Genomic DNA, 26,090 nt, shown 5'->3' with positions numbered 1-26,090 from the left:
ACCCCCCCAGACGTCCGCGGGCTGCCGGTGGCATACTGTTTGGACGCCACAGAGCCGTGGCGTCTCCCAGGGGACAGGAGTGCAAATTATGGCCGGCCATTTCGAAGTGATTGATGCGCCCGACGGCGGATTCCGCGTCAGGATGCTGGACGCGGACGGGGAACTCATGGCCGAGTCCGTGACCTTTCCGTCCATCCGGGCCGCGAGGAAGGGGATCGAACTCGCCCGCGAAATCGCGGGAACCGGGCGCGTGATCGACCGGTCGGGCACCGACGGGTCATCCGAGTAGCCGAATTAACCCGGCTTCCACAAACCCGCACGATCAGCGGACCGCGCCAGCAAGGACGGTCCGCGGTCTAGGGTCGGGGGCTTTCCGGGCCGAAGAGGAATTCTTCCGCGTGGGCCACGGCCTTCTTGAACGAGTCGTTGCGCAGGGCCAGCTGTTCGGGTCCGTCTTGCAGGCTTTCTGTGTACTCGGTGAACCCGGGGCGCAGCACCCAGATTCCGCCGGCGGGCGGAAGGTAGAAAACGGCGAAGGACCGGTGCTCGGAGTCGTCTTCCCAGACCGGAACCACTGCCGCGGCGGCGCCGGTGTCCACGTTGATCCACTGGGCCCGAGGCCGCGGCTGGCCCTCCTCAAAAACGCTGGGGTCAAGGAACGGAGCGGTTCCCGGCCCCCACCGCTCCTCGAACCGCTCATGAAACACCGGAAACAGGTGATGGTCGTAGCGGCGCCAACTGGTAGCAGGCATTAGTCCTCCTCTAGCGATCAAAAACTATCCATCGGCGGTACTCCCCTGAAGACGACGGCGGCCGCTCACCCAGTCGGACTGCATCCGGCGGGAGAGGGTCGTCGAACCCCAGGTACACCGGGCGGCCGGAGAGAACCGAGGGGCTGCGGTTCGGACGCCGCTGCGTCCCGGCCGGTGCGCGCTCGGCGGCCCCTGCTTCCGTGGCCTCGGCGGCGCCGGCCTCGCTGCGCTCCCCAGACTCGTGGTTATGCCGTGCCGTGATGCGCCGGGAGCTGCTCCGGTCGTAGTCCGCGCGTCGTTCGGCGTCACCCAGCACCATGTAGGCGTGCAGGATCGCCGCCGTCGCCCGTTCCTCCGCGTGGGTCTCCGCGTCAGGCTGAGCCGATCCACCGCCGTCGGGATTGAGGTCCGGATGATGGCTGCGGAGCAAGGCCCGATAGGCGCGCCGGATATCCCCGCTGCTGGCGTCCGGGGCAACCTGCAGAACAGCATAGAGATCGGTCTCGTTCATGAATCCCCTCCCCTCTGGCCCCCTGCCGGCCCACTGCGGGGCGTGAAAGCGGTGCCGACAAGCGGCGCGGCCGGCGGCTCCGCCCTGGAGGGACGGCGCCACCGGCCTGGACCAGCATGGACTAGGCGTCGATCATCTGCTGTTTGTCTCCGCTGCTGATTTCGATCTTGCGCGGCTTGGCCTGCTCGCGGATAGGAATCCGCAGCGCCAGCACGCCAGCCTCATAGTTCGCCGTGACCTTCTCGGTATCCAGCGTGTCGCCCAGGATCAGCTGGCGGCTAAAGGTACCGCTAGGCCGTTCTGCGGCCACCACGTCCTTGCCGTCGTCGATCTTGGACTTACGTTCCGCGGCAACCGTCAGGACGTTCCGTTCCACATCCAGGTCAATGGTGGACGGATCGACGCCGGGCAGGTCGAGTTCGACGACGAACTCCTCACCCTCGCGCCACGCATCCATCGGCATCGCCACCGGGCGGGCCTGGTTTCCGAAGACCTGCTGGGTCAGGCGGTCCAGCTCACGGAATGGATCAGTTCTCATCAACATGACTGCCTCCTTCAGTTCTTCTAGCTTCGGCGCTCACTTAATCTATGTCTGAGCGCATAGATATTATGACTCTGCGGTATGATGTTCGCAAGTCCATTTCGGGAGGAATTTTGGTGGTCGAGCAGAATCGTCCGCAGGCGGACAAGGGGGTTTACGGCATCTCCGTGGTCAGCGATCTGGTGGGCGTGGGCGAACAGACCCTGCGTCTCTATGAGCGCCGAGGACTGGTGGAACCGGAGCGGACCGAAGGCGGCACGCGCCGGTACAGCCAGGATGACGTGGACCGGCTCCGCCGGATCGGTGAGCTGGTCGAGGACGGCGTGAATTTGGCCGGCGTGGGCAAGGTGCTGGCGCTGGAAGAGGACAACGCCGTGCTGCAGCAGAAACTCGATTCCGCCGAAAAGCGGGCCGCCGACCGCTGAGGCGTTGGCAGACGCCAGCCGAGGCCGCGGCAGCTCGTCACATGGTTCAGCCAGAGGAAGCGCATCAAGCCGGCGTTCGCGGCGACCGATCCGGCGTCGTCAACCGGGCGAAGCGCAGCACGTTGACCAAGCAAGGCAGCCCCAGCAGCGCCGCCAGCGGACCGGACCGGTCGGTGGCCAGCATCAGCAGGCCTGCGGCGGCATAGGCAGCGGCGGAGGCCAGCACCGGTGGCGATCGAGCCCAGCCCGGCCTCGCGGTCCGGGAGTCCTGCACCGCACCGAACGCGTGGCTTGCCATGCCCCATGCCCCCTAGGAAGTAGGCGGCCGGCAGCGCCCACAGCCCAGGCGTGAACTCCGCCCCGGCCAGCACTAGCCCGAAGACCGCCGGCGAGACGAAGCGCGTGCTGGAGGTCATCAGGCCAGGAACGGCCGCTCCTTGAAGCGCAGCCCCGGCGCACTGATGCTGGAAGGCGACGGAACGCTGATGGCCGAAATCATGACCTTTCCGTCTGTCTAGGAAGCCCGAGAAGGCATTGAACGCGCCCGTGAACATCGCCGGCACCCAGCGAGTGGTTGGCCGGTCCAGCGCGACCGCACAGTCTAACTCTCAGCGGCGCCATCGGACCGCACGCGGCGGCAGCCTGTACAAGCCGATCAGGCCTGATCCCCGGAAGGCTACCCCAGCCGCCGCTGCTGTAACATCGGGAACTGGCGGCGCACCTCTGCGACCACGTCCAAAGAAACGTCGACGGCGGCAACTGCAGGTTCCAGCCCCAGGTCCGCCTGAATCGCGCCCATCGGGTCAACCAGCACGCTGCGCCCTACCGAGATTGGCGGGGTCTGGCTGACGCCGGCAACGTAGACGCTGTTTTCAATCGCTCGGGCCGCTGCCAGGGCCAGCCACTGCTCGGTCTTGTGCCGGCCCGGCACCCAGGAGGAGCAGACCAGCAACACGTCGGCGCCGTCGCCGGCCAGCGCCCGGGCCAGCTCGGGAAAGCGTAGGTCGTAGCAGGTCATCAGCCCGAACTGCACGCCGTCGAGCGCGAAGGCCACCGGCGTCGTCGTGGGTGAAGGGCTGATGAAGCGGGACTCGCCGAAACCCTGCGCGTCGAAGAGGTGAATCTTTCGGTAGGAAGCCAGCAGGCCTCCGTCGGGCCCGAAAGCAATCAGCGTATTGTAGGCGCGGTCCGGTTCGCAGGAAGCCTCCACGACGCCGGCTACCAGTGCGATGCCGTGGCGCCGGGCCATGCCGGCCAGCGAGGTGCAGACCGGCCCGTCCAGCGGTTCGGCGATCCGGGGAAAGGACGCGTCCACCACCTTCTTTTCGTAGGTGGCATATTCCGGAAAGGCGACCAGCCGGGCACCGTCGCCGGCCGCCGCCGCGGTAAAGCGGTCGATGGCGGCGAGGTTGGCCCCGATGTCTGTCCCTGACTCCAGCTGGCCCAGTGCAATCCGCACGGGTGCGCCTCCTCCCGGCTGTTGTTTAGACCGCGGCTTTCTCCGTCGCGGTCATCTCCGGCGGCGCCGTCTTGAATCCGCGGGTGATGACCGCCAGCACCGCGATGCCCAGCACTAGCCAGGACAGGCCAAGCGTAATCGCGTGGCCGTCCAACCGGGAGAGCAGGTAGGCGCAGACGATCGCGCCGACCACTGGGACCGCCACGTAGCTGATGGGGTTCAGCGACCGTCCGGCCCGGCGTTCCCGGACAAAGTAGAAGATGACCGACAGGTTCACCAGCGTGAACGCGGTGAAGGCGCCGAAGTTGATAAAGGAGGTGGAGGTGGCCACGTCCAGGAAGATCGCGATCAGCCCGACCGCGCCGGTGACGATCAGGTTCGCCACAGGGGTGTGGAACTTCGCGTTCAGCCGGCCGAACAAGGCCTTGGGCAGCACCGAGTCGCGGCCCATTGCATACAGCAGCCGGGAGGCACTGGCCTGGGCGGCGAGGCCGGAGGCGAACTGCGCCGCCACCAGCCCGGCTAGGAAGACGGCACCGAAGAGCTGTCCGCCGATCGTCAGGGCGATCGCGCTGGCCGCGGAGGCGGAGTCCTCGAACACGCCGCCCGGGTGCACCAGCTGGGTCACGTACGAGACCACGACGAAGATGCCGCCGCCGATTAGCGCGATGAGCATGATGGCCCGCGGCATGTTCTTGCGCGGCTCAATGGTCTCCTCGGTCAGCGTGGTGACAGCGTCGAAGCCCAGGAAGGAGTAGGCGGCGATGGCCGCACCGGCGGTGATGGTGCCGAAGCTGGAGGTGTCGTTAAAGAACGGGGCCGGGCTGGCCAGACCGCCGGCGCCGGAGGCGGAGACCACGCTACCGATGGACAGCGCCACGAAGAGCACGATCACCAGCAACTGGAAGGCCATCAGCACATAGTTAGCCTTGTCCGCGACCTTGATGCCCAGGATGTTCAGCACTGTGGTGATCAGGATGAATCCTACAATCCAGGCCGCGATGGGCACGGCCGGGAACTGCGCGGTCAGGTAGGAGCCGCCGATCAGCCAGATCACCATCGGCAGGAACAGGTAATCCAGCAGGATGGCCCAGCCCACTAGGAACCCCACGCGCGGGTCGATGGACTTGCGCACATAAGTGTAGGCGGAGCCGGCCACCGGATAAGCGACGGACATCCGGCCGTAGCTGTGCGCGGTGAACAGCATCGCCACCATCGCCACCAGATAGGCGGAGGACGAGGCGCCGCCGGTGGCCTCGGCGATGACGCCGAAGATCCCCAGCACGATAAGCGGGGTCAGGTAGGCCAGCCCGAACAGGACCAGCGAGGGGAGCTTCAGCGTGCGGGTGAGGGTCGGTTGCATAGTCACCGAGGGTTCCTTAGGGGTTGGGGACCTGAGGGGTCCAGGAAGCCGGATCGATCCGGCCCTGGTAGATGGGCAGTTCAATGGGCGCCTCGCCCGGGTTGAACTGCGACCACGGGCGATTGACGTTCTCCGTCCCGTGCGCGCGGACGCGTTCGACGACGCCGAGGTCCAGTTCCGCGGCCAGCAGCGCCGGGGCGTCGTCGTCCGCCTCTGTAATGACGTTGCCCTCGGGATCGACGATCAGGCTGCGGCCCTGCCCGGTGGGGCCGGCGCAGTTCACGCTCACCATGAACACCTGGTTCACAATGGCGTTGGCCCGGGCGAGCACGAGCTCCTGCCGGCGGTCCGGCGTCGTGGTCTTGACGACGTTGAGGATGACCTCGGCACCCATCCAGGCCAGCTGGCGAGTCACCTCCGGGAACCAGGCGTCGTAGCAGATGTGCAGCCCAACCCGGCCGATGCCACCCAGATCGGCCGTGGCGAAGCGGTCGCCCGGGTCATACGGCTCGTGCGGGCGCCACGGGAAGATCTTGCGGTAGTAGGCCGCGAGCTCGCCTTCGGGCGACAGGACCAACTGCGTGTTAAAGAGCTGCCCCTCGGGCCCGCGCTCACAGACGCTGCCGGGGACCAGCCAGATGCCGAGGTCGCCCGCCAACTGCCGCAGCTCCTTTACGCGCGGGCCGTCCAGCGGCTCGGCGGATTCCTGCAGCGCCTCGGCGCGCTGCAGGTCCGGGCTGCCGTCGCCGAAGAGGTGCAGCTCCGGGAAGACGACCAGCCGGGTGTGGGGCTGGTGCTCGACGGCAGCGCCAACCTCGGCGGCAAACGCCGAGACTGGTTCGCCGATCAGGCGCGGTGCGGCCTGGGCTGCGACGAGGGGCAGGATGCGTTGCACGGTATATCTCCAGGGTATTCGGTGTGGCTTGTGTCATATTAGATCATATTGAGCTAATTACGAAAGGGGGGACTCTTGGGCCGTAAAGTGGCGGGTATGACCAGTGACCTTGCGGGCCGTGCCGGAGCCTCCGCGCCGCCCGGAGCGGAACCCTCCGTGCTCGGCCGTGCCACGGCCATCGAGGCGGCTGCCCTAACCGGCATCGACCGGCGCAGCGCCATCGAGGCGGTGCGGCTGCGCATCGGCATGGCCATTTCGCTGGGGCTGCTGAAGCCGGGTGAGCGGCTGCCGGACCAGCGCGACGTTGCGTTGGGCCTGTCCGTCAGTCCGATCACCGCCCGCCGGGCGATGGCCAGCCTCGCCGAGCAGGGCGTCGTGGTGCGTCGGCGCGGCCGCGGCGGCGGAACATTTGTCGCGGACGAACCGCCGCAGGACGTGCTGCAGGAGCTTGCCGCGTCCCCGGCCGAATCCCAAGCGGTCCACCGTCTGGTGGACCGGCGTCTGCTGTTCGAGTGCGCCGTAACGCACTACGCCGCGGCGAATGCGACAGCCGGGCAGCTCGACGAACTCGAGCGGCTTACCGGCGAAATGGCGGGATCAACGAACTGGTCCGACTATCACCAGGCGGACGAGCGGTTCCACCGGCTGATTGCCGCGTCCTCGGGACTGGGCAGCGCGGTGGAGGCCTACAACGAGACCCTGGCCGAGCTTTACTGCTACTTCATTCCGTACCCGATCGAGCTTCTGCGCCAGTCCAACCGGGACCATATTGCGCTGGTGTCCGCGCTGCGGGCCGGCGACGTGGCCGCAGCGGTGGACGTGTCCCACCGGCATGTGGAGATCCTGCATCGGACAATGTTTATGGGGCTGGCCGGGTAGATGATGAACGACCCGGCAGGACCCTCGCAGAAGCCCTGCCCCTCTCCGCCGAAGGTCTGTCGCGGGAGTTGCTGCCCGGAGTGCAGCTGAAACTCAAGTCCGCCAAGAAGCGGCCGCCGACCGGTAACCCGTTCCAGCCACCGCTGGTCGGTTGGTCGCCCCGGGTAGCGGGCTCCCTGCTCCCGGCCAGCGCATAATCGAGGCCATTGCCAGCTTCTTTCGTGCAGGCCTATACTCGCGCCCGCAGCCCCAATCGGGGAAACCTCCGGGACCTTTGCCCTAGGGCGTCCGACCTGTTTGGACGGGGGGCCGCGTTCTGGAAGAGCAGAACAGGAAGCTGCCATGACCAAGTACTTGTTCCAGGGAAAGTATGTGGGCGAGGGAATCAAAGGCCTGATGCAGGAAGGCGGATCCAAGCGACGGGAGGCTGTGGTCCAAGCCTTGGAGTCGGTGGGAGGCTCGCTGGAATGCATCTACTACGCCTTCGGGGAGACCGACGTCGTTGGTGTCTTTGACATACCGGACCAGCCCAGCGCCGCCGCACTGTCCATGATGATCAATGCCAGCGGTGCGGTGGACTTGCGCCTGACCCCGCTGATGACACCCGAAGATCTCGACGCGGCGGCGGACAAGACACCGTCCTACCGCGCGCCCGGACAGCAATAGGGCGATTTCCGAAACTCACCTCCGCCTAATAGCAGGCCGCCGACCGGTGACCCGTTCCAGCCAGCGCTGCCCGGCGGACTGCACCGCCCAGTTTAACCTCAACGTGGCGAAGGCCCAGCGGAAGCACCGGGCAAAGGCGCCGGGGACGGTGAAGATGCGGCCCGCCGCTCCGACGCGCAGTCGCCGGTCAAACCGGACGGTCGCCCACGGTGCCAACTGGAAGCTCAGGTCCAGGTCGTCGTGGATTCCCGCCCGGTGGCGATGGACGCCCGCTGCACACCGCTGCCAGGCGGTGCGGCGCATGGCGAAGTTGGACCCCCACACCGGAGTGCCCGCCAACCCGGCACCGACGCCGAAGCGGTAGCCGGACGAATAGGCGGCGGACGCCAGCCAAGCCACCGGGCGTGGCAGGTCGTAGAACCGGCCCGGGCCGGTCAGCGCATCCAGGCCGGGGTCGGCGAAGGCTGCGCTGATCCGGGCCAGCCAGTCCTCCGGCGGGCGGGTATCGGCGTCGCAGCGGACAATCACCTCGCCTGCGGCCGCATCGTAGCCCGCGGCGGCCGCGGCCGGGATGCCGCGCCGCGGTTCGGTGACCACCCGCGCGCCGGCGTCGCGGGCCACCTGTGCCGAGGCATCCGAGCAGCCATTGTCCACCATAATGATTTCGTCCGCGGGACATGTCTGCCGTGCCAACAGCGCCAGGCAGTCGGCGAGCGCAGCGGCGTCGTCCAGCACCGGAATCACCACGGACAGGGACGGCCCGCCGTGCGGCCGGCCCCCGCCGGCTCCCGGCAGCGCGTTCACCGTGTGCCCCGGTGACCGGTGGCCAGCCCCGCGGCAACCGCAACATCACGACGGCGCCCGCCATGGCTGAGCCCGTTGCGGCTGGGCCGCCGGTGCCCGTTGCCATACGGCGTGCGCCCGGCGTGAAGTGCGACGGCGGTGCCCAGCACGGCCCCGACAAGGTTGGCGGCCAGGTCGCCGATGGTGTCGTCGTAGCCCACGCCGATCTCCGGGGTGACGAATGTATGGCCCAGCCACTCCCCCAATTCCCACAGCACGCCCAGCGTTACCGTCGCGCAGACCAGCACCACCGCCCGCGGCAGTTGGGGAACCTGCAACTCCGCCCGCAACAATTCCGCCACCAGCAGCGCCACCACCAGGCTGGCCAGCACGTGCATCACCGCATCCAGCCAGGACACCCGATGGTAGAGGCCCACCACGCTGAACCACCCGGCCGCCAGCAGCACCAGCTGGCCCACCGCATCGGCGGACCGGCCCAGCAGGTACCAGCGCAGCAGCCACTGCCCGCCGACCACCAGGACCATGGCGGCGGCCGCCGGCCAGCCCGCGGCCAGCCAGGCAACCGGCACCAGCACCGCGCCGAGCAGCCGGCCTGCGTCGGCCGGATACCACCGGTCCTGCGCCGGACCGGGCCGCTTGCCCGGCGCTCTCACCGGATCCCCGCGTACCAGATCAGCAGCATGGTGACCAGGAATCCCACCACGTAGTTCAGCCAGAGGAAGCGCTTCCAGCCAGCGTTTGCTGCGGCCGATCCGGCGTCGTCAATCCGGACGAACCGCAGCACGTTGACCAGATACGGCAGCACCAGCAGGGCCGCCAGCGGTCCGGGCCAGTCGGTGGCCAGCATCAGCAGGCCCGCGGCGGCATAGGCAGCGGCGGAGGCCAGCACCGTGCGGCGCGCGCCGAGGACGGTGGCGATCGAGCCCAGCCCGGCCTCGCGGTCCGGGACCACGTCCTGCACCGCGCCGAACGCGTGGCTGGCCATGCCCCAGAGGAAGTAGGCGGCCAGCAGCGCCCACAGCCCGGGCGTGAACTGGGCTCCGGCCAGCACCAGCCCGAAGACCGCGGGCGAGACGAAGTGCGTGCTGGAGGTCATCGAGTCCAGGAACGGCCGTTCCTTGAAGCGCAGCCCCGGCGCACTGTACGCGTACACCGCCGCCAGCGAGACCAGCAGCACCAGGTTGGACGCCACGCTGCCGGCCAGCGCCAGCACCACCACGAATGGGACGGTGGCGATGGCGCAGGCCTGCAGGATGGCGCGGTGCCGGGCCTTGTCGACCACGGCGCCCTCGGCCCCGCCCTTGCGCGGGTTGAGCAGGTCGGATTCATAGTCGAACACGTCGTTGATGCCGTACATGGTCAGGTTGTACGGGACCAGGAAGAAGATGGTGCCCACCACCAGCAGCCAGTCGATCCGGCCTGCGGCCAGCAGGTAGGCGGCGGCGAACGGGTACGCGGTGTTGACCCAGGACACCGGCCGGGACGTGATCACCAGTTCGCGGATCACCGGTGCTCCCCTCCCCTGCCGGCTGTGCCAGAACGACGACGGCGGGGGCCACCGGTGAGCAGCAGCCAGACCGCGGGCAACAGCAGTGCGGCACCCAACGGATAGGCGAAGTCCTCGATCGGGGCCAGCCCGATCCGCAGCCCGGCCAGCGCATGGCCGCCGTAATCGAACAGCCCGGCGGCAATCATCACGTTGTCGAACACCGCGGTCAGCACCCACAGGGCGGCGATGGTCAGGCCGGCGGCCGCTGCGGCTCCTCGAGGCACCCGTCGGGCCAGCAACGCGGCTACCACCACGGCGATGGCCAAGCCGAGGAAAATCCAGTTCAGCTCCACAAAGCTCATGCCGCACGTCCTGCCTTCGGGCCGCCGTCGTGCTCCGCCAGTTGCTGTGTGTCGGGGCGGCGGACTGCGCGCCGGTGCCTGCCCCAGGCCAGCAGCCCGGTGAACAGGATCATGGTCTGGTAGCAGAGGAAGGCCAGGAAGAAGGCTTCCTCCAGCGGCAGCTGCGGGCCGAGCATGATGCCGGTCATCAGCGGCGAGTCCCGGTGCAGGAAGATGCCCAGCGTGATGGCCCAGACGTCCCAGGCCAGGAAGTAGGCCAGCCCCACGGCCATGGTGATGGTGGCGGCCAGCGGGCGGGCGAAGAAGAACAGCTTGTAGCGGGCGTCCAGCAGGGCCATGCAGCCCAGCAGCGCCACGAGGACGGCGAGGTAGATCATGTGCTGCTCCCCGCGGTATCCGCTGCCAGTTCGGGCTCCGGCAACGCTCCAGGCCTCTTGATCCCCTGCACCGCCTTGAGCACCAGTTCGGCGCTGATCAGGCACATCGGTACGCCGATCCCCGGCCGCACCGAGCTGCCCACGTAATGCAGCCCTTCCACTTTGCTGCTCCGGTTGCCCGGCCGCAGGAACGCGCTCTGCCGCAGCGTGTGTGCCGCCCCGAGCGCGCTGCCGCGCCAGGCGTTGAAGCCGTCCACAAAGTCCGCGGGGCCGTAGGTGCGGCGGACCGCAATCCGGCCGCGCAGGTTGGCGATCCCGCTCCACGCGGCCAGCTGGTTGATGGCCGCGTCGGCGACGGACTCCACGATAACCGAGCCTTCGCCGTCGTCGCCGCCGGATCCCCAGGCCGGCGCCGCCGGGGTGGGCACCAGGATGAACAGGTTCTCGTCCCCCTCGGGTGCCACACCGTCGTCGGTAGCGCTGGGCTTGCACACATAAATGGAGGTTTCCTGCGCCAGCGCGCGGCCGGCCTGGATCCGGCCGAAGTTGTCCTTCCAGTCCCGGGTGAACAGCAGGTTGTGGTGTGCCAGCTCCGGCAGCTTGCCGCGCACGCCCAGGCAGACCAGCACTGCGCTGGGCCCCGGGTCGCGGCGCCGCCATACCGGCTCCGGGTGGCTGCGCAGCTGCGCCGGCAGCAGTTCGGTCTCCACGTGGTGCAGGTCCGCGGCGGCGACGACGGTGCGCGCCGGCGTCCGCTGCTGGGCTCCCTCGGCGTCGGTCCACACCACCGCCTCGCAGCGGGCCTTGTCGCCGGCGGGCCCGGTGATGATCCGGCGGACGGTGGCCCGGGTTTCGATCCGGACGCCGGCCGCGCGGGCCAGCCGTTCCATCGCATCGACCAGCGCGGCGAACCCGCCCATCGGGTAGTACACGCCGTCGTCCAGGTCCAGGTGGCTCATCAGGTGATACATCGCCGGGGCGCGGAACGGGCTGGTGCCCAGGAACACTGCCGGGTAGCCCAGCACCTGCTGTTGCCGCGGCTCGGCGAACCGCTCGCGGACGTAGCGGTCCAGGCTCCAGCCCAGCAGCTTGGCCAGCCGCGGCGCCCGGCGCAGCACCTGCGGGTGGGCCAGCCCGCGGAAGCTGGCGAAATCGTCGTACAGGAAGTGCTCCTTGGCCAGCCGGTAGGTTTCCGCGGCCTCGTCCAAATAGCGGCGCAGCAGCGGCCCGGAGCCCGGCTGCAGCTGCTCGAACAGCCCCACGGCGTGCTCGCGGCCGGAGCGGACCTCGGCCACCTCCGGGTGCCCCTCGAACCAGGTCCGGTAGGCCGGGTCCAGTTTCACCAGGTCCAGCTGGTCGGCGGCGCTGGTGCCCATCAGCCGGAACCAGTGGTCGACCACCTCGGGCATCAGGTACCAGGACGGGCCGGTGTCGAAGCGGAAGCCGTCGCGCTCGTACCGCCCGGAGCGGCCGCCCAGGCCGGAGCGCTGCTCCAGCAAGGTCACTCGGTGTCCGGCCTTGGCCAGCAGCCCGGCCGTCGCCAGCCCGGAGATGCCGCCGCCGATCACCACCACGGGCTTCTCGGCCGAGCCGCGCGGCGGCGCGGCCGGCCCCATCTTCACCCGGCGCGCGGCCAACCGGTGCTTGAACGAGGTCAGGCTCATCAGGCAACGCTCCGTCCGCGCAGCCGCTGCCGGGCCAGGACCCGCAGCGCAATCGTCGCCTTCTGCGGCGTGCCCACCCGGACCCGCCGGGACAGCAGCTCGTCCGCCGGAACCCGTTCCAGCCGGTTCACCAGCGCAGTGAACAGCGCATGGGCCAGTTCCACGGCGCTGCAGGCGCCGGGCGGGAGCAACGGGATGCCCTGCCGGGCTGCTTCCAGATCTTCGCGGATCTCGGCCACCAGCTTCAGCTTGAGCGCCTCGTCGAAGTTGCCTGCATTCGCCCGCGGGAAGTAGCTGCGACCCAGCTCCAGGTTGTCCGCCGCCAGGTCGCGCAGGAAGTTTACTTTCTGGAATGCCGCGCCCAGCCGGCGTGCGGCGGCCGCAAGTTCCTCGTCGCGGCCGGGAACCGAGCCGGGCATCGACTGGAACACCCGCAGGCACATCAGGCCCACCACCTCGGCCGAGCCGTAGATGTATTCCTCCAGCGAATCGTCGGTATGTTCGGCCACGGTGATGTCGGCGCGCATGGAGGCGAAGAACGGGCGAGTCAGGTCGGTGCCGATGCCGCTGCGGCGGGCGGTTCCAGCGAACGCGTGGACCACCATGTTGGTGCTATATCCGGAGAGCATCGCCGTCTCGGTTTCCCGTTCCAGCCGGTCCAGCTGCTCCCGGACTGCCGCTGCGTCCAGTCCGGCCGCGGCCGCTGCACCGTCCACCGCCTCGTCGGCCACGCGGACCAGGGCGTAGATGCTGGCGATATCCCGCCGCCCCTCCGGGCCCAGCAGTCTGCACGCCAGGCCAAAGGAGGTGGAATAGGCGGAGAGCACGACGCCGGCGCTGCGGCCGGCTGCGTCGGTATAGCGGAGCAGCGGGTTCAGTTCCATGGCCCCTACTTCCCTCTGGTCAGCACGTGCATGCAGACCCGTTCGAGCTCGGTCCGGGCGGCGGAATGCAGCGGCAGCCTGTGGGATTCCTGCAGCGCCTCGTCCACCAGGTTGCGGGCGAGCTCTTGGGCCCGGACATCTGCGCCGCAGTCCTTGAGCGCCGACCGCACCTGGTCCGCTTCCACGTCTCCCCTACGGAAAGCGGCCAGCAAGTCATCGAACCCGTCGGCCTCTGCGGCAAAGGCTGTCAGCACAGTGCGCTTGCCTTCGCGCAGATCGGATTCAGCCGACTTGCCGGTGGTGTCAGGTTCGCCGAAGGTCCCCAGGACGTCGTCCACAATCTGGTAGGCGACGCCGATGCGCTGGCCAATCGCGGCAAGCGCCTCCGCCTGATCCAGCCCGGCCCCCGCCAGCAACGCCCCGGCCTTCAAGGGGGCCTCGAAGGAATAGCCGGCCGTCTTTAAGCTCTCCATGTCCAGCACGTCCTGCAGATCAGGACGGTCCGTGGAGGCGGAGAACAGCACGTCCTCCAGCTCGCCGGCGGCGGACGCGAAAACGGCATCGCGCACGGTGTCGACCAGCGCTTCGGCCTCGGGCAGTCCGGCTGCTGCGCGGCCGGCCAGCCGCAGCGCCCCGGCGAGCAGCAGGTCGCCGGCGATGATCGACGCCGAGTGCCCGAAGTGCTCCGCGTCCGGCGTGGACAGCCCCTGATCTAAGGCGTGGTCTCGGTAGTGGGCGCCGATGGTGGGCTGCCCGCGTCGGACGAAGTCGCGGTCAATCACGTCGTCGTGCACTACCAAGGCGGTATGCAGCAGCTCGAACGCGGCCGCCATCTTCGCGCAGCGGCCGGGATCCTCGCCGTCAAAGGCTGCGTAGGCCAGGTGCACCATTCTGGGGCGCAGCCGCTTTCCGCCCTTCAACGCCGACTCGATGTGATTCCACATCAAGGGGAAGGACCGCGAGATCCTGCCGGCCCTGGCCCGGTTCCCGTCCACAAAGGCATGCAGTTCAGCATCGACCTGTGAGCCGAACCGTTTCCAACTGCCATTGCTTGACGACCGCGGGGCGGGCTTCCACCTGGTGGCGTTGACGGTCATGGCGGACCCTTCCCGGCGAGTTGGGGGACGCTGTGCTGCTCCCCCTCCAGCTCTGCAATGCGTTGCTCCATAGCTTGCACCACGCCGGCCAGATACGTCACCACCGCTTCCTGCTGTGCAGGCTCCATGTCCCGGACTAGCTGATCAGTCTGCCGGATCATCGGCATCAGCTTGGACATCACCTGCCCGGCCGCATGGGGCTTCGGCTCAATCAACATGCTCCGCCGGTCCAACGGATGCGGCACCCGCCTGGCATGGTCGGCCCGCACCAAGCGGTCCACCACAGTGGTTACTGCGGCCGTGGTGATGTGCAGGACGTCCGCCAACTGCGACGGCGTCATCGGTCCCTTGGTCATCAGGTGCTGCATGGCCTGGAAGTCCGTCTCGTTAGTCCCCATGGCTCGACGCATCTGGTACTCCACCACGTCGTTGAGCACCAACACCTTCCGCATCAACACGGAAGCGTCATGCATCTCCGGCCTTCTCAGCCCTTCACCCTCGCGCAAATCCCAACCCCACTGATCATCAGAAAGTTTAGCTACATGATGGTCTAAGGAACTGGGTTTGTCGAGCTAGCGTTGGGGCACTCCCGCGCGATGATCCTCGCGAGTGGCGACCCGAGTTTCCTCTCATTTTCTAGCCGGGGGGGTACACAGCAGCGCGGGCGGAGATGGGTGCCACCGCTTCCCCCATACCACCGTGGAAGCACTTCACGTAGCGCTCCGACTACTGCCCTTCAAAAATCGAACGGAGGGCGCTGAACCCAACCACGAATTCAGCGCCCTCCTGCTAATCGCACAGCCCCAACCACGGTAGCCATGCTTTCGCGTGGCCCAACGCACGGACCCAACCACGAATCCATGCGTTCGGCAGCAACTAGGTAAGGTCTTGCACCCCTCTATGCGCTCTTCAGCATCCTAGTTTTCCAACGGCCCAGCGGCAGCTCGGCCCTTGCAGTTAATTACAGCCAGTCGGTGTGCTGATAACCCTTCGCACTAGTCTTTGCCCGACGCTTGCCCCTGAACGATGCGCGCAAGCTCCAAGACAACTGCGCCAAAGAGCTTAGGATGCACGCTGGAAGTTATCTGTTCCGCAAGAAACTGTGCCGTGCTTTCAACTACCTTCTGCTCGAGTGGCTGCAGCTGGGAAGAGCCTTCAACTAATTGTTGGAAGGCGGGCAGCGGGTGTTTGGCTGTGTCCGGCCATTCCGGTATGCGGTTTACGTGCATATAGTACTCGACCGGCTTTTCTTGCCATTCTGAGGACTCATCGTCCTGAAGGTCGCCGACCTCATTCTCCCTGCCAGGTCCACCCAGCAAGTGCGGCAACCCTCCCGTTGGGTAAACAACATCAAGGCGCGTTGTGGTACGAGTCAACGCGATGTACAGCATCCGCGCGCCATGGTGCATGTCGAGAATGGTCTGAGGATCGACGACGATGACCGCGTCGAACTCCAGGCCCTTTGAATCTTCGGGCGTGACCAGGTTGATGGCGTTGCTCAGGTCCCCAGAGGTTGATTCACTCCACTGGATTTCTTGATAGGTGAAGGCGTCTCGGATCGGCTGCCATTGCTCGGAGACGGCAATGACTCCGACGAATCGTCCCTTGCCACTGTGATGGGTGACGATTTTCGCCACTTCGGACGGCACATCGTCGCCATCAACTTCACTGAACTCCGGTTCTGCTCCTGCCTGACGGATGATCTCCGGGGCCTTTACTTCCGGTGCAGCGGCGGCGAGAACGGGCCGGGCAACGTCGAAGACTTCGGAAGGCACGCGGTAGCCGTGCTCGAGTTCGACCACCTCTGTGGAGAGGTTCGACTTCAACAAGAGCTTGGCGTTGTCCCACGAATCAGTGGCGTAGGGCCCCGTCGACTGGGCGATATCGCCAACAACAGTCATGGATCCGTTGCGGGACCGGCGGCGGATGGCCATTAGCTGCATCTCCGAGAGATCCTGCGCCTCATCAACGACGATATGCGAGAAAATTTCCGATTCGCCACGCATGAGTTCTGATACTTCATCCATCAGGGCAAGATCGGATAGAGTCCAGGGCTCCTCCCCGATTTTCTTCGCCATGGGCCGATACAGAAGCCCCACGTCGGAAGCTCGCAGCAGCGTCCCTGCTGCCTTCAACAGACGGTCCTTGGAGCCCAAGAGTTCGCGGACAAACTGTGCTGCAGTCATCTGCGGCCACATGGAGTTGATTGCGTCGTTGAGCGATGTCGGATCTAGCAGGTCCTGCGGCGAGCGAACGCCGCGCGTTGGGACCTCCTGAAGGGCGAAATTAATCACCGTGTCACGCAATTTGGTGCGGCCGTCGAGATAGATTTCGGTCTTCAACTCTCGGATTCGCTGAGCCAGCGGTTCAGCGGGGATCGAAACATTCAAGCCGCTGCCCCGTCTCTGGATACGGATCGGCTCCTGCGGCTCCTTGATCCGGTCCACGAGCGCAGCAGCCAGCACATCGGCCATGACCGCGGAGCCTTTCAGCGACGCGACTTCGTCAGACTCTTTCCCCGCAGGCGAGAGCCCCGGCCCCAACAGTTCCTGCAGCGAACGCTGGACGACGTCATTGTCCCCGAGATCCGGAAGGACGCGACGGATGTACCTCGTGAATGTGGGGTTGGGTCCGACTACAAGTACATCCTCCGGCTTAATATCCTCCTGATAGTTGAAAAGCAGCCAGGACACCCGGTGTAGGGCCACGGCGGTCTTCCCTGTACCGGGACCGCCCTGCACGATGAGCAGTTGGTCCTTGTCGGCACGGACGATTTTGTCCTGAGCAGCTTGGATGGTCTTGACGATGTCCTGCATCGAGCCGCTTCGTTTGCGATTGAGCGCGTTCAGCAACTCGTCGTCGGGCTCTTCCCAGCCTTCCAGCTCGGCTACCGCAGCCGCTAGCTCCTTGAAGACCGTGTCTTCAAAATCCTTAATACGGTTCTTCGGCGCATCGAACTTTCTCCGCCGCAGCACACCCTGCGGGTCCCTTGCCGTTGCTTGATTGTAGACAGCGGCAAGAGGTGCTTGCCAGTTCACAACCAAGAGATTCCGGTTTGCATCGAAGATCGGCGCTTTACCGATGTAGTAGGTCTCCCCGTCGTCCAGATCGATACGGCCGAACGCGACCTCATCGTCCGGTGAATGCTTCGGACGGTTTTCAATAGCGCGCTTAAACGCTCGACGCTCGAATGCCGTACCGGCGGACCAATTGTCTGCACCCCAACCAGCGGCAGCACTTTCTCTGGAATCTCTGGCAGAGTCGAAATACTTTTGCTCTCGCTGCAGCTCTTCCGACTTGCTACCGTTTGACGCCATTTCCCCAACCGACACTTTTTCTCCTGATATGCCAAGCCTCGTTGCCTGGCCCTTACGATTGCACCCTAACCGCTACCGCAGACACTTTCGTGGCTGGGCGAATGCATGATGCCTAACTAGGCGACGAAATAGTTACCGTTGTCGTCTTTGACGCACCGGTGCTTCTTGACGACCTGAAAGAGAGCCTTCTGCACAGCTGCTTGTATGTCAGAGCCTGATCGGTTCCAGCCGAACACTTCGCGCACGGACTGTCGAATTTGTTCCTCGTTGGCAAAAACCGCATCTCCAACTACCCCTACAACCGCTTCTTCGATCTCTTCCGGCGGGATGACGGCAACCTTGCGGACGTCTCCGTCGTCTCCCGGGACGCGAACCGCAACTGGTGCTTCATTGGGCACCCGAACGAAGCCATCCGAATAGACTTTGGCGCGTACCCCGTTGACCCTGGCCATCGTTAGGGCCTGCTTTACGTTTTTCTGAATCAATGACCCCGCACGCCCGACTCCCCAGTCGGCCTTGACCCGTTCCAATACGGTGTCCATATGCATAGGGGCCTCCACGCCTAGCACTGCCGCGCAGTAGGCGATCAGGTCAGGCAATGCCTCAGGTTTACCGGGTTCGTAGGAGTACCATCTGCTCCGCTGACTGAACTTCCGGTAAGGAACGGTCCAATCAGGCGCTGCTTCAAGGTCGATTTCTTGGAAGTCCATTTCCTGACGCGCGACCGCATGCTCCACTGCGGGCGGTGCCACGGCGGGCGCGTCGGCCGTTCGAACGGCCTGCTCGATGGCCGACTTCAACCGCTGCTCCTGGGTGGCCCTGTCCCGGTACCAGCTAATGCCCCAAATCCTATGGATGTCCCAGCCAAGACCACGCAGCACCGACTCGCGCAGTCTGTCTCGGTCGCGCGCCGTCTTAGCCGAGTGGTAGGCAGCACCATCACACTCGACGCCAAGAACGTACCTTCCCGGCTGATCAGGGTGCGGGATGCCGATGTCGATCCGGTATCCCGCGGATCCAACCTGCGGCACTGCGCTGTAGCCCCATGAGCGAATGGTACTGACGACCTCTTCTTCGAATGGGCTTTCAACATCGCCCACCGACCCCGACACATCCTCCGCCAAGGCCGCGTGGCCCCGCTCGGCGAAGTCGAGGTAGTTCTTCAGGTGCCTGTTACCCTCGGATCCGGTTTCTTGCATCTGCCCAGCACGGAAGGAGCTGACAATTTCCACGCGACGGCGGGCGCGGGTGATGGCAACATTCAGCCTACGTTCACCGCCTTTTTTCGTCAGCGGTCCGAACATCATGGTGAATTTGCCATTCTCATCTGGACCGTATCCGACGCTGAAAATGATGATGTCGCGCTCGTCTCCCTGGACGGATTCAAGGTTCTTGACGAAGAATCCCTGCAAGCGATCGTGGTCCTCCATCAACCCGCGCAGTAGGTGCTCCGATTCCGCACGTCGCTCGATCGCCACAGAAACCGCATCGGCTTGTGCCTGCGAGAACGTCACTACTCCAAGGGACAGGCCGGAGTTGGTGCGGCGATGCTCCAAGATCCTGTCGACAACCCTTTCGGCCTCGAGGGGGTTCGAGCGGTCACCACCGCGGCGGTAGACGCCGTTGGCGACGTACTCGTGATGTACACCGAGGTCGCCGGACTCCTGCATAGCCCCAGGGAAGGTGTTGAGTTTGCCCTTATAGAAGCGATAGTTCGAATAAGTGATCAGGTCCTCGTGTCGGCTCCGATAGTGCCAGGTCAACGGCAGCGACGGCAGCGATCCGGATGCTTTACATAGGTCAAGGACGCTATCGAAGTCATCGGGGGCTTCGTCGTCCTCTGCATCTACGTCGCCGGTTGAGAAGAAACTCGTGGGAGGAAGCTGCTTTTGGTCGCCCGCCACAATCAGCTGCTTGCCACGGTAGATGCAGTTAACTGCATCCGCCGGCATCACCTGAGATGCCTCGTCGAATATGACGACGTCGAATCTCAGTTCTGAGGGCAAATACTGCGACACCGACAACGGGCTCATCATAAAACATGGCTTCAACGCTTGGGCTAGACCGCCCGCTTCCGCCAGTAGACGCCGGATCGGCTTGTGTCGCGTCTTCTTGTTGGCTTCGTTGGTAATGATCGAGGCGGGCCCGGCGTTCGACCGCGGACGCCGGGCTGCACATGCTTCCACCACTGAGCTGAAAGAATCTTGGATCAACCGCCGGTCCAAGTCCTGGAACGTTGCCACCAGCTGTTCGCGACTATCCGTGCGATAGGTTTTCAACCGCTTGTCCTTGGCGATTGCTGCCTCAGCCCAAGGTTCGAGGCAAGCCCGTTCGACGGCGATGCGCACCTCTTCGGCGGGCACGCCCTTGTCCTCCAACGCCGAGAGGGTGGCAGAGACGCCCTGATCCGACAGATTTCTCATCAGTCGGTTGAATTCAAACCAGATATCGATATCCGTTCCGGCTGAAGCCACCATGTCTTCCAGAAGTGCGTCAGCCGAGGCCAAGGATGAATCCAGCGATGCAGACAGCTCAGCGCTCTGGGACTCGTCGAAAAAATTGAGCAGCGTTTGCTTCGTTCCCCGCCACCGAACGTCGAATTCGGCAAGTGAGTGGTCCGGTGTTTGGAATTCCTCAAGGTAGGGAATGGCGGAGGCGTCCAAAGGTGCCCCGAGAGCCCTTCGTACCTCTCTGCACCACTGGCGGTCGGCATCCAGTTCAGTCCAGTCCGTCTGGAAGCCTTGGTATCGCTCTCCGATAAGCCGTTCATCAGAGGGAGTATCCCGGTGTACCGACTGCTCCAATTCATAGAGCTGGCCGATACGCGTTACAGAGCCAAGACCGTCCTCAAGCCGGAGGGTTGCACCCCCGATCGTTTCCAAACGAACGCGCTGGTTCGAAGATTGAGCCAGGTGTTTCGCAACCTGCTCGAGACGGGAAATCGCTTCTGGCAGGGAAAGCCCGGTGAGCATGAGCCCGTAGTCTGACCCAAGCAGCGCGTGAACCATTTCGGTCACGGATTGGAGCTCTGACTGGGCTTTGTCCGCCGCCGGCAGCAGCCCAAAGGCCGGCTCGCCGTTTCGTGCTAACTGAACGGCCAGGGCACCGGGTGCGACCTCTTGGCCTGCCAAGCGAATGGCTTCACGGGCAACTTCGAGCGCTGCACCCAATCTGCCAAAGTCAGTCCGGGTGCCTTGGTAGTACTGACCCAGCCGGGGTGAAAATTCCGTTTCACCGTCCGCCAAGTCCTTTTGAGCCTGTTGCCAGCCCAGGGCTTCGTCAAGCTTCGCGATGATGTCCTTGTTCACCGCACCACTTTGAGTGACTGCCCGCAGTGTCTTCTTGTCTTCCCGAGCCTGCTTGCTCCAGACCCGCAGGCCCTTGCGCTCGGTATAACGGACCCTGAGCCCCACTAGGTCGAGTTGCAGGACCTCAGGCTTAAAGACTGTCTGCAGGGCCTCTTCCCGCTCACGAACCATCGCAGTGAGCTTGTCCAACACGCGTGCGCTCTCGTCAAGCGCTCCCTGAACGCTCGGGTTCAACCAGTTGGCCTCGGGCAGGTTGCCGGACTGCGATAGTCGGGCCAAGGCGATCAGAGCATTCAGCCGACTCATGGAGATCGAAGCCGGATCCACTTGGAAAAAATGGCTCAGATCCTCAGCGCGCGACTTAAGCCGAACAAAGGCAGCCAGTAGCTCCGCGAGCCCGGCTTCCGCCAATCCAATGGCTGCCATCGGCATCGTTGAAAGCGGCCCTGGGAATGCCAGAGGGTCTTCGTCGATGGCCTCTTTCAGCGATGCAGCCAAATTCTGATCGTCAAGGTCCCATGCGGTGCCAAATACTGCCTCGATCTCACGGATTAGCTCAGCACGCTCGTCCGCCAGCCGCCGCAGTTCGACTACTCGCTGATCCAGCTGGGCCAGGCTGTTCACGATCCACCACGATGCCGGCACCTTGCGACCGACTCCATAGGTCCTGAGCACTTCCAACCTGCGCCGAATTCCGTCGTTGTTCATCTCAAGCTCAATGAACGGGAGCTGGGAATCGAAGAACTCGGCCCCTGCGACGACGCTTCGGACGGCCTCTGCGGCCGCGCTAGCTGACTCCTGCGCGCTCTTCCTGTCGCTCATCGACATAGAGTCCCCACGCAATCCGCGCCATAAAAACGCCTCCCCCTCTTCGGCCGGCCGCCAGACCGATGCCAGTTGAGTGGCCTCCTCCAAAACCGCTGCCAGCTGTTCGGCACCAATGTTGGAAAGCGAATCTTTGTCTCCGGTGGGGTAGTTTTCAGCGGCGGTCAGTTGGGACAATCTCCCAAGCACGTCATGAAGGGACCTCCCCAGTGGACGTCTAATCTCGTTCATTGCTTGTGAGTAGTCGGTCAGGTCCGTCCGGGTGCGTCCCAAACGGTTCCGTTCCAACGACCCAAATGAACTTCGTGCAACCGGCTTCTTCACCAGCTCGGCGTGAAGCGTCTGCACAACTTGCTTCCGCGTAGCTTTATGGCTGTGGAGTTCCAACAGGAAGGGATCCAAGTTGCGGTCGGCAAGTCGGTCACGTACGACGTCCAGGGCCGCAGCCTTCTCCGACACGAACAGCACGGTTTTATTGGTAGCCATCAACTCAGCAATAATGTTCGCGATCGTCTGACTCTTGCCCGTCCCAGGAGGTCCATCCATCACAAAACTCTTGCCGTCTCGCGCAGCAATGATGCAGCGGCGCTGGCTACCGTCGGCATCAAGAATGCTGTGAAGCGATTCAGGGACGGTGATCGTATCCAGCTCTTCATCCGTGGGCGGCTCGTACGAGAAGCTAGCAGCGTTCGGCGCATCGGGGCCTAGGGACAACGTCTGGATCAGATCGTTGCTGATGATCGACGCTTCGTTTTGCTCTAAGTCTTTGTACATCGCCTCTTTGTGGAAGCTGAACGGCATCATGATGACGCGTGGTTCAACCGTCCAGGTCGGCTGCACGCTAACAGCTTGCAGCACCCGCTGAGAGATATCCACTATCGATACGTCATCGTCGTCGAAGTCGGGCAATTCAATGCCGAAGTCTCGCTGCAGCTTCAGAGCCAGCGCAGAGTTCAGGAACGGCTCATCATCAGTCGGCCCAAGAACGTAAACTTGGCCAGCCTTAGTTAAGCGGACAGGAACCATGAGCAGTGGGCTGCTTACTTTCTTGCCATCCGCTGGATCAGACCAGTTGAGCATTCCGAGACCGATGTAGAGGATCCAAATGCCCTTGTCCGCGTACTCCTGTTCTGAGCGTTGATACAGGCGCTTGCAGGTGGCGAGGATCTGCTGGTTCGTCTTGTTCCTGACCCTAAGGACTCGGTTTTCGTCAACTGACGGGAGACCTAGGTCCGCTGCGCTAAGCACATCGTCCTCGTCTGATTCCTCAGCCAACAGATGAACGTCCCCGGCACGGATGAGCCGCTCTACAGATAACATCCCTGGCTCTACGATCTCGAACGAGCCGCTCTTCGGATGCTGGAAGTAGACAAGTTTCTGACGCCGGTCGATCGAAAGCAGGTCCTCACGCCAAGACCTCATTTGAGCAAGAAGCTTCTTGCGTGACTCACCGTTCAGCCGAGCACTAGGCGCAGACACCACTGCATATCCCCCAACAGTACGTACAAATATCCTTGTAAATCCTACCTGGGCGGAGCGACTTTTCCTCGGAGCTTTACGGAAACGTGTCGACCAAGGTGGTCTTGGTAAGATCCACTGGCCCGATTTGGGCTCCGCGGAAGAACAGCGTTGATTTACGCCGGCATAGGTACCTGCAGAATCAGGTCCCAAACAACGAAGGGCGGGCGGATGCGCACTCACGGCACCGTAAACGCGAAGATTTTGCAGAAGGCCGCGGGCTGTGTGCTTGAGTTCGTGAGCTCAGGAATGAGCGTTATGGAAGCAACTCGGCATGTCGCCCACGAACTACGTATCCACCTGAGACTCTAATCGGCGCCGTCACAAGGGAGGAGTACGACCGAAGCCTCGCTTCCACTAGCGAGATACAATTTTGGCAGGACCGGCTTCTTAGTACTCTGAACACGATCAAAGCCATGCGCCTAAGCGCATTTTTCGCCGCGGTGCAGCTGAAATAACCGGTGATGTATATCGTCAGTTCAAATTTAGAGCTCCGCTTTCTTGCCACCTCCGCCACGCATATGCTTCTCCCACTCTCGGTCCGAAAGATGGCACGCTTGCCATCGAGGCGGTTCAATGGCCCCCAACCGTGCAACCAAAAATCAGCTTGCGACTATCGTTGAAGTTTCGCATGAGCTCAATATTGGCCGCGCGAATGATCTACGCCAAGTAATTCCAATTGGCTTGTCCCCCGAGTGCTGCACATAGTCGACTTGACCCAGACATGTGTAGGGCAGGGTCATTCCAGAGTCATCCTTCGCACGGTCCCGAGTGAACAGAACGACTTGCGAACCGTGCGCTTTGCGGTCAAGGTAGCGTCGGCTGACAGGACTCGTCGTGGACGTCGTGTTCTGAGACTCCCAGTGGAAGAGGTTCTCGCTCAGCGCGTAATCCCGGTACATGGTGTAGCGGCGTGCATCTTTTCGTCCTGATTCAGTGTGACGAAGAACCCATCCGTGGCCGTCTCAGAGCTCCACGCCACACCCTCGCGGTGCTCCGCGTTACGGACTCCGAGCTTGGCAAGTGCCCGTGGCGGCAACCACCGGGTTTCGATTGTGGCCGAGGAGCCCGCGGGACGTTTCGCCTCTAGCAGGTCCTGGGCGCCCGATTCGGTGAACTGAATCTGCTGGCTCGCTTTCCCAGGCATCGCTCGTTCCGCGGATCCATACGTTCAATGTGTAGGAGGACTTCTCCGTCCACGCCTGAGACTGTTTGAAACGTACATATTGACTCAGTCTTATGCGGCTGGATGCCGCTTGTGCTTCGAGTCACTGTCTGAACCTTCACCACGCGTCGACCCTAACGTGTGCTTGCTCGCATCGGGTTGCGATGTTACGGCAAGTCGCGGTGGATGGCGTAGTTATGTCAGTGGCTCGTAGTAGATTTATCTGGCTGGCTGAAGGGCCATCGCGTATACGTGCGATCCGTAGGATCGTTGTCCGGACTCTGGAGGATTTTCTGTTGGGAACGGTACCCATCGTCGATATTTTTGCCGGGCCCGGCGGCCTTGGCGAAGGCTTCGGAGCTCTGCAGGGCAAGAGCGGTAACGTTTTTGAGTCCGTCACGGCCATTGAAATGGAATCCTCTGCTCACTCGACGCTGACCCTCCGCCATGCCTTCCGGGACTTGGACAGGCGAGGTCGGGTTCCGAATATCTATTACCGCTTCGCTCGCGGCGAGGTCGACCACCAGGCTCTGTGGGACGACCCCGATATGGGGGCCGCCTTGGAACAGGCTTCCGGGCGCGTGCATCAACTCGAACTTGGAGAAGACACCCGCGACGAATCGGATGCTCTGATCAGGCAGGCGCTCCAAGGACAGGCTAACTGGGTGCTCGTCGGAGGCCCGCCCTGCCAGGCGTACTCGCTTGTGGGGCGGTCCCGGCGAGCCAATGACGAGGCGTTCGAGGAAGACAAGAAACACTTTCTTTACCGCGAATATCTCCACATCATCTCGACGTTCCTACCATCGGTCTTCGTCATGGAAAACGTGAAGGGGCTTCTATCGTCAACCCACGGCGGGCAGCCCATGTTCGAGCGCATTCTGGATGACCTCCGCAACGTGGGTGGCGACGCGGAGTACGAGATCTATTCCCTTACAAAGTCCGGACCGCCTGAGGCTCTGGAGCCCAAAGACTTCATCATCAGAGCGGAAGAATTCGGTGTACCTCAACGGAGGCACAGGGTCATCCTTCTCGGCATCCGAAAGGACCTCAACCGAAAGCCGAGGACGCTCGAACGCGCTGACACTCAAGTCACCGTGCGGGACGCGATCCACAATATGCCTTCGATCCGCTCGCGGATTTCGAAAGGAATCGATTCGGCGGCCAAGTGGGCTGCCTTGCGCGCGGATGCCAACGACGCATTAGCAGACGACGGCATTGCTCCCCTCGCATACTTAAACGATCCGGGCCCACTTAATAACGACTTCCTCCACACGGCTCTGAGAACGAGCACCGGGGAGGGCGCTGTGGCTGAATACCGCACCTGGATAGAAGATGCCAAGCTGGGGGGCTTCGCTGGTCACGTGTCGCGGGGGCACATGGCGTCGGACCTGCAGAGGTATTTCTTCGCTTCCGCCTTCGCCCTGAAGCATGGACGTTCGCCGGTCCTGTCCGATTTTTCCGAGGGCCTCACCCCGAATCATCAGAGTGCCAGAAGCGAAAAAAAGTCATTCGCGGACCGGTTCAAGGTGCAAGTCTGGGACAAACCCTCGTCGACCGTTGTGTCTCACATAGCCAAGGACGGGCACTATTACATTCATCCGGATCCTTGCCAGATGCGGAGCCTGTCTATACGCGAAGCCGCCAGGCTCCAGTCGTTTCCCGACAACTACATATTTCTTGGAAACAGGACTCAGCAGTACACGCAGGTAGGAAACGCAGTGCCGCCCTATCTGGCGCACCAAATTGCCAAAATCGTCTCAGAATTGGTCACCGACTAGCATCAGAAAGT

At 63.9% G+C, this 26,090-nt stretch carries 24 protein-coding genes; 5 read left to right on the top strand and 19 right to left on the bottom strand.

The genetic code is table 11. The features are described from left to right. The first annotated feature begins 88 nt into the window (after positions 1-88). A complete protein-coding gene (locus AC5RW2_RS14225; RefSeq protein ID WP_493963269.1) occupies positions 89-289 on the top strand; it encodes a YegP family protein in 201 nt (66 codons plus the stop codon). Positions 290-356: 67 nt separating this feature from the next. On the opposite strand, the gene AC5RW2_RS14220 is transcribed toward AC5RW2_RS14225, so the two are convergent. The 3 genes from AC5RW2_RS14220 to AC5RW2_RS14210 all read right to left on the bottom strand — a co-directional run bounded on the left by AC5RW2_RS14220 (position 357) and on the right by AC5RW2_RS14210 (position 1,807). Next, complete coding sequence (locus AC5RW2_RS14220; RefSeq protein WP_493950958.1) at positions 357-752, bottom strand: hypothetical protein; 396 nt, start codon at positions 750-752, stop codon at positions 357-359. Positions 753-762: 10 nt separating this feature from the next. Next, a complete protein-coding gene (locus AC5RW2_RS14215; protein ID WP_493963268.1) occupies positions 763-1,263 on the bottom strand; it encodes a J domain-containing protein in 501 nt (166 codons plus the stop codon). A 121-nt stretch (positions 1,264-1,384) separates the two neighbouring features. Then, positions 1,385-1,807, bottom strand: coding sequence for an Hsp20/alpha crystallin family protein (locus tag AC5RW2_RS14210; RefSeq protein ID WP_493950960.1), 423 nt, complete (start codon positions 1,805-1,807; stop codon positions 1,385-1,387). 113 nt (positions 1,808-1,920) lie between these two features. Between AC5RW2_RS14210 and AC5RW2_RS14205 the strand changes: the two genes are divergently transcribed. Continuing rightward, positions 1,921-2,229 carry a MerR family transcriptional regulator gene (locus AC5RW2_RS14205; RefSeq protein ID WP_493963267.1) on the top strand — a complete coding sequence of 103 codons (309 nt, stop codon included), beginning with the start codon at positions 1,921-1,923 and terminating at the stop codon, positions 2,227-2,229. Positions 2,230-2,293: 64 nt separating this feature from the next. On the opposite strand, the gene AC5RW2_RS14200 is transcribed toward AC5RW2_RS14205, so the two are convergent. From AC5RW2_RS14200 to AC5RW2_RS14185, 4 genes are all read right to left on the bottom strand, one after another. Beyond that, entirely contained in the window at positions 2,294-2,527 is a 234-nt protein-coding gene (locus AC5RW2_RS14200) for a hypothetical protein (RefSeq protein ID WP_493963266.1), read from the bottom strand. A 378-nt stretch (positions 2,528-2,905) separates the two neighbouring features. Continuing rightward, complete coding sequence (locus AC5RW2_RS14195) at positions 2,906-3,688, bottom strand: carbon-nitrogen hydrolase family protein (RefSeq protein WP_493963265.1); 783 nt, start codon at positions 3,686-3,688, stop codon at positions 2,906-2,908. 25 nt (positions 3,689-3,713) lie between these two features. After that, the gene (locus AC5RW2_RS14190; protein ID WP_493963489.1) at positions 3,714-5,051 is read right to left on the bottom strand and encodes an APC family permease; all 1,338 of its coding nucleotides are present in this window, start codon (positions 5,049-5,051) and stop codon (positions 3,714-3,716) included. Between the two features lie 16 nt (positions 5,052-5,067). Then, positions 5,068-5,946 carry a carbon-nitrogen hydrolase family protein gene (locus tag AC5RW2_RS14185; RefSeq protein ID WP_493963264.1) on the bottom strand — a complete coding sequence of 293 codons (879 nt, stop codon included), beginning with the start codon at positions 5,944-5,946 and terminating at the stop codon, positions 5,068-5,070. A gap of 96 nt (positions 5,947-6,042) precedes the next feature. Here AC5RW2_RS14185 and AC5RW2_RS14180 point away from each other — a divergent pair, with 96 nt between their 5' ends. Further along, the gene (locus tag AC5RW2_RS14180) at positions 6,043-6,825 is read left to right on the top strand and encodes a FadR/GntR family transcriptional regulator (RefSeq protein WP_493963263.1); all 783 of its coding nucleotides are present in this window, start codon (positions 6,043-6,045) and stop codon (positions 6,823-6,825) included. A gap of 342 nt (positions 6,826-7,167) precedes the next feature. Continuing rightward, entirely contained in the window at positions 7,168-7,491 is a 324-nt protein-coding gene (locus tag AC5RW2_RS14175; protein WP_493963262.1) for a GYD domain-containing protein, read from the top strand. A 15-nt stretch (positions 7,492-7,506) separates the two neighbouring features. Here AC5RW2_RS14175 and AC5RW2_RS14170 read toward each other — a convergent pair whose 3' ends face one another. The 12 genes from AC5RW2_RS14170 to AC5RW2_RS14115 all read right to left on the bottom strand — a co-directional run bounded on the left by AC5RW2_RS14170 (position 7,507) and on the right by AC5RW2_RS14115 (position 24,038). Beyond that, positions 7,507-8,295, bottom strand: a complete 789-nt coding sequence (locus AC5RW2_RS14170) for a glycosyltransferase family 2 protein (RefSeq protein ID WP_493963261.1) — start codon at positions 8,293-8,295, stop codon at positions 7,507-7,509. After that, positions 8,292-8,948: a DUF2238 domain-containing protein gene (locus AC5RW2_RS14165; RefSeq protein WP_493963260.1), complete on the bottom strand. Its 657-nt coding sequence runs from the start codon at positions 8,946-8,948 to the stop codon at positions 8,292-8,294. Before AC5RW2_RS14165 ends, AC5RW2_RS14170 begins: the two co-directional genes overlap by 4 nt. Beyond that, positions 8,945-9,802 (bottom strand): prenyltransferase, encoded by an 858-nt coding sequence (locus AC5RW2_RS14160; RefSeq protein WP_493963259.1) that lies wholly within the window; start codon positions 9,800-9,802, stop codon positions 8,945-8,947. Before AC5RW2_RS14160 ends, AC5RW2_RS14165 begins: the two co-directional genes overlap by 4 nt. Further along, on the bottom strand, positions 9,799-10,146 hold the full coding sequence (locus AC5RW2_RS14155; protein ID WP_493963258.1) for a lycopene cyclase domain-containing protein: 348 nt from the start codon (positions 10,144-10,146) through the stop codon (positions 9,799-9,801). The genes AC5RW2_RS14160 and AC5RW2_RS14155 overlap by 4 nt, the downstream gene beginning before the upstream one ends. After that, a complete protein-coding gene (locus AC5RW2_RS14150) occupies positions 10,143-10,523 on the bottom strand; it encodes a lycopene cyclase domain-containing protein (RefSeq protein WP_493963257.1) in 381 nt (126 codons plus the stop codon). The genes AC5RW2_RS14155 and AC5RW2_RS14150 overlap by 4 nt, the downstream gene beginning before the upstream one ends. Then, positions 10,520-12,139 carry a phytoene desaturase family protein gene (gene crtI, locus AC5RW2_RS14145; RefSeq protein ID WP_493963488.1) on the bottom strand — a complete coding sequence of 540 codons (1,620 nt, stop codon included), beginning with the start codon at positions 12,137-12,139 and terminating at the stop codon, positions 10,520-10,522. Before crtI ends, AC5RW2_RS14150 begins: the two co-directional genes overlap by 4 nt. A gap of 47 nt (positions 12,140-12,186) precedes the next feature. Further along, positions 12,187-13,071, bottom strand: coding sequence for a phytoene/squalene synthase family protein (locus AC5RW2_RS14140; protein WP_493950968.1), 885 nt, complete (start codon positions 13,069-13,071; stop codon positions 12,187-12,189). A gap of 5 nt (positions 13,072-13,076) precedes the next feature. Next, complete coding sequence (locus AC5RW2_RS14135) at positions 13,077-14,168, bottom strand: polyprenyl synthetase family protein (protein WP_493963256.1); 1,092 nt, start codon at positions 14,166-14,168, stop codon at positions 13,077-13,079. Beyond that, a complete protein-coding gene (locus tag AC5RW2_RS14130) occupies positions 14,165-14,641 on the bottom strand; it encodes a MarR family winged helix-turn-helix transcriptional regulator (protein ID WP_493963255.1) in 477 nt (158 codons plus the stop codon). Before AC5RW2_RS14130 ends, AC5RW2_RS14135 begins: the two co-directional genes overlap by 4 nt. Before the next feature lie 522 nt (positions 14,642-15,163). Further along, the gene (locus AC5RW2_RS14125; protein ID WP_493963254.1) at positions 15,164-17,500 is read right to left on the bottom strand and encodes a HelD family protein; all 2,337 of its coding nucleotides are present in this window, start codon (positions 17,498-17,500) and stop codon (positions 15,164-15,166) included. Between the two features lie 101 nt (positions 17,501-17,601). Continuing rightward, positions 17,602-23,097, bottom strand: coding sequence for a DUF3320 domain-containing protein (locus AC5RW2_RS14120; protein WP_493963253.1), 5,496 nt, complete (start codon positions 23,095-23,097; stop codon positions 17,602-17,604). Positions 23,098-23,738: 641 nt separating this feature from the next. After that, complete coding sequence (locus AC5RW2_RS14115) at positions 23,739-24,038, bottom strand: DUF3427 domain-containing protein (RefSeq protein WP_493963252.1); 300 nt, start codon at positions 24,036-24,038, stop codon at positions 23,739-23,741. A gap of 559 nt (positions 24,039-24,597) precedes the next feature. On the opposite strand from AC5RW2_RS14115, the gene AC5RW2_RS14110 reads away from it, so the two are divergent. Further along, positions 24,598-26,079, top strand: a complete 1,482-nt coding sequence (locus AC5RW2_RS14110; RefSeq protein WP_493963251.1) for a DNA cytosine methyltransferase — start codon at positions 24,598-24,600, stop codon at positions 26,077-26,079. The last annotated feature ends 11 nt before the right edge of the window (positions 26,080-26,090 follow it).

Source organism: Arthrobacter sp. B0316-1-20 (assembly GCF_059091865.1).
The sequence above is the reverse complement of the archived record's forward strand: the minus strand, read 5'-3'. Positions and strand labels throughout refer to the sequence as shown.

Coding starts and splice junctions, on each gene's coding strand:
- AC5RW2_RS14115 (WP_493963252.1), bottom strand. CDS start 24,038: ATGTACCGGGATTACGCGCTGAGCGAGAACCTCTTCCACTGGGAGTCT.
- AC5RW2_RS14200 (WP_493963266.1), bottom strand. CDS start 2,527: ATGGCAAGCCACGCGTTCGGTGCGGTGCAGGACTCCCGGACCGCGAGG.
- AC5RW2_RS14215 (WP_493963268.1), bottom strand. CDS start 1,263: ATGAACGAGACCGATCTCTATGCTGTTCTGCAGGTTGCCCCGGACGCC.
- crtI (WP_493963488.1), bottom strand. CDS start 12,139: ATGGGGCCGGCCGCGCCGCCGCGCGGCTCGGCCGAGAAGCCCGTGGTG.
- AC5RW2_RS14140 (WP_493950968.1), bottom strand. CDS start 13,071: ATGGAACTGAACCCGCTGCTCCGCTATACCGACGCAGCCGGCCGCAGC.
- AC5RW2_RS14210 (WP_493950960.1), bottom strand. CDS start 1,807: ATGTTGATGAGAACTGATCCATTCCGTGAGCTGGACCGCCTGACCCAG.
- AC5RW2_RS14150 (WP_493963257.1), bottom strand. CDS start 10,523: ATGATCTACCTCGCCGTCCTCGTGGCGCTGCTGGGCTGCATGGCCCTG.
- AC5RW2_RS14180 (WP_493963263.1), top strand. CDS start 6,043: ATGACCAGTGACCTTGCGGGCCGTGCCGGAGCCTCCGCGCCGCCCGGA.
- AC5RW2_RS14175 (WP_493963262.1), top strand. CDS start 7,168: ATGACCAAGTACTTGTTCCAGGGAAAGTATGTGGGCGAGGGAATCAAA.
- AC5RW2_RS14155 (WP_493963258.1), bottom strand. CDS start 10,146: ATGAGCTTTGTGGAGCTGAACTGGATTTTCCTCGGCTTGGCCATCGCC.
- AC5RW2_RS14130 (WP_493963255.1), bottom strand. CDS start 14,641: ATGCATGACGCTTCCGTGTTGATGCGGAAGGTGTTGGTGCTCAACGAC.
- AC5RW2_RS14225 (WP_493963269.1), top strand. CDS start 89: ATGGCCGGCCATTTCGAAGTGATTGATGCGCCCGACGGCGGATTCCGC.
- AC5RW2_RS14135 (WP_493963256.1), bottom strand. CDS start 14,168: ATGACCGTCAACGCCACCAGGTGGAAGCCCGCCCCGCGGTCGTCAAGC.
- AC5RW2_RS14220 (WP_493950958.1), bottom strand. CDS start 752: ATGCCTGCTACCAGTTGGCGCCGCTACGACCATCACCTGTTTCCGGTG.
- AC5RW2_RS14190 (WP_493963489.1), bottom strand. CDS start 5,051: ATGCAACCGACCCTCACCCGCACGCTGAAGCTCCCCTCGCTGGTCCTG.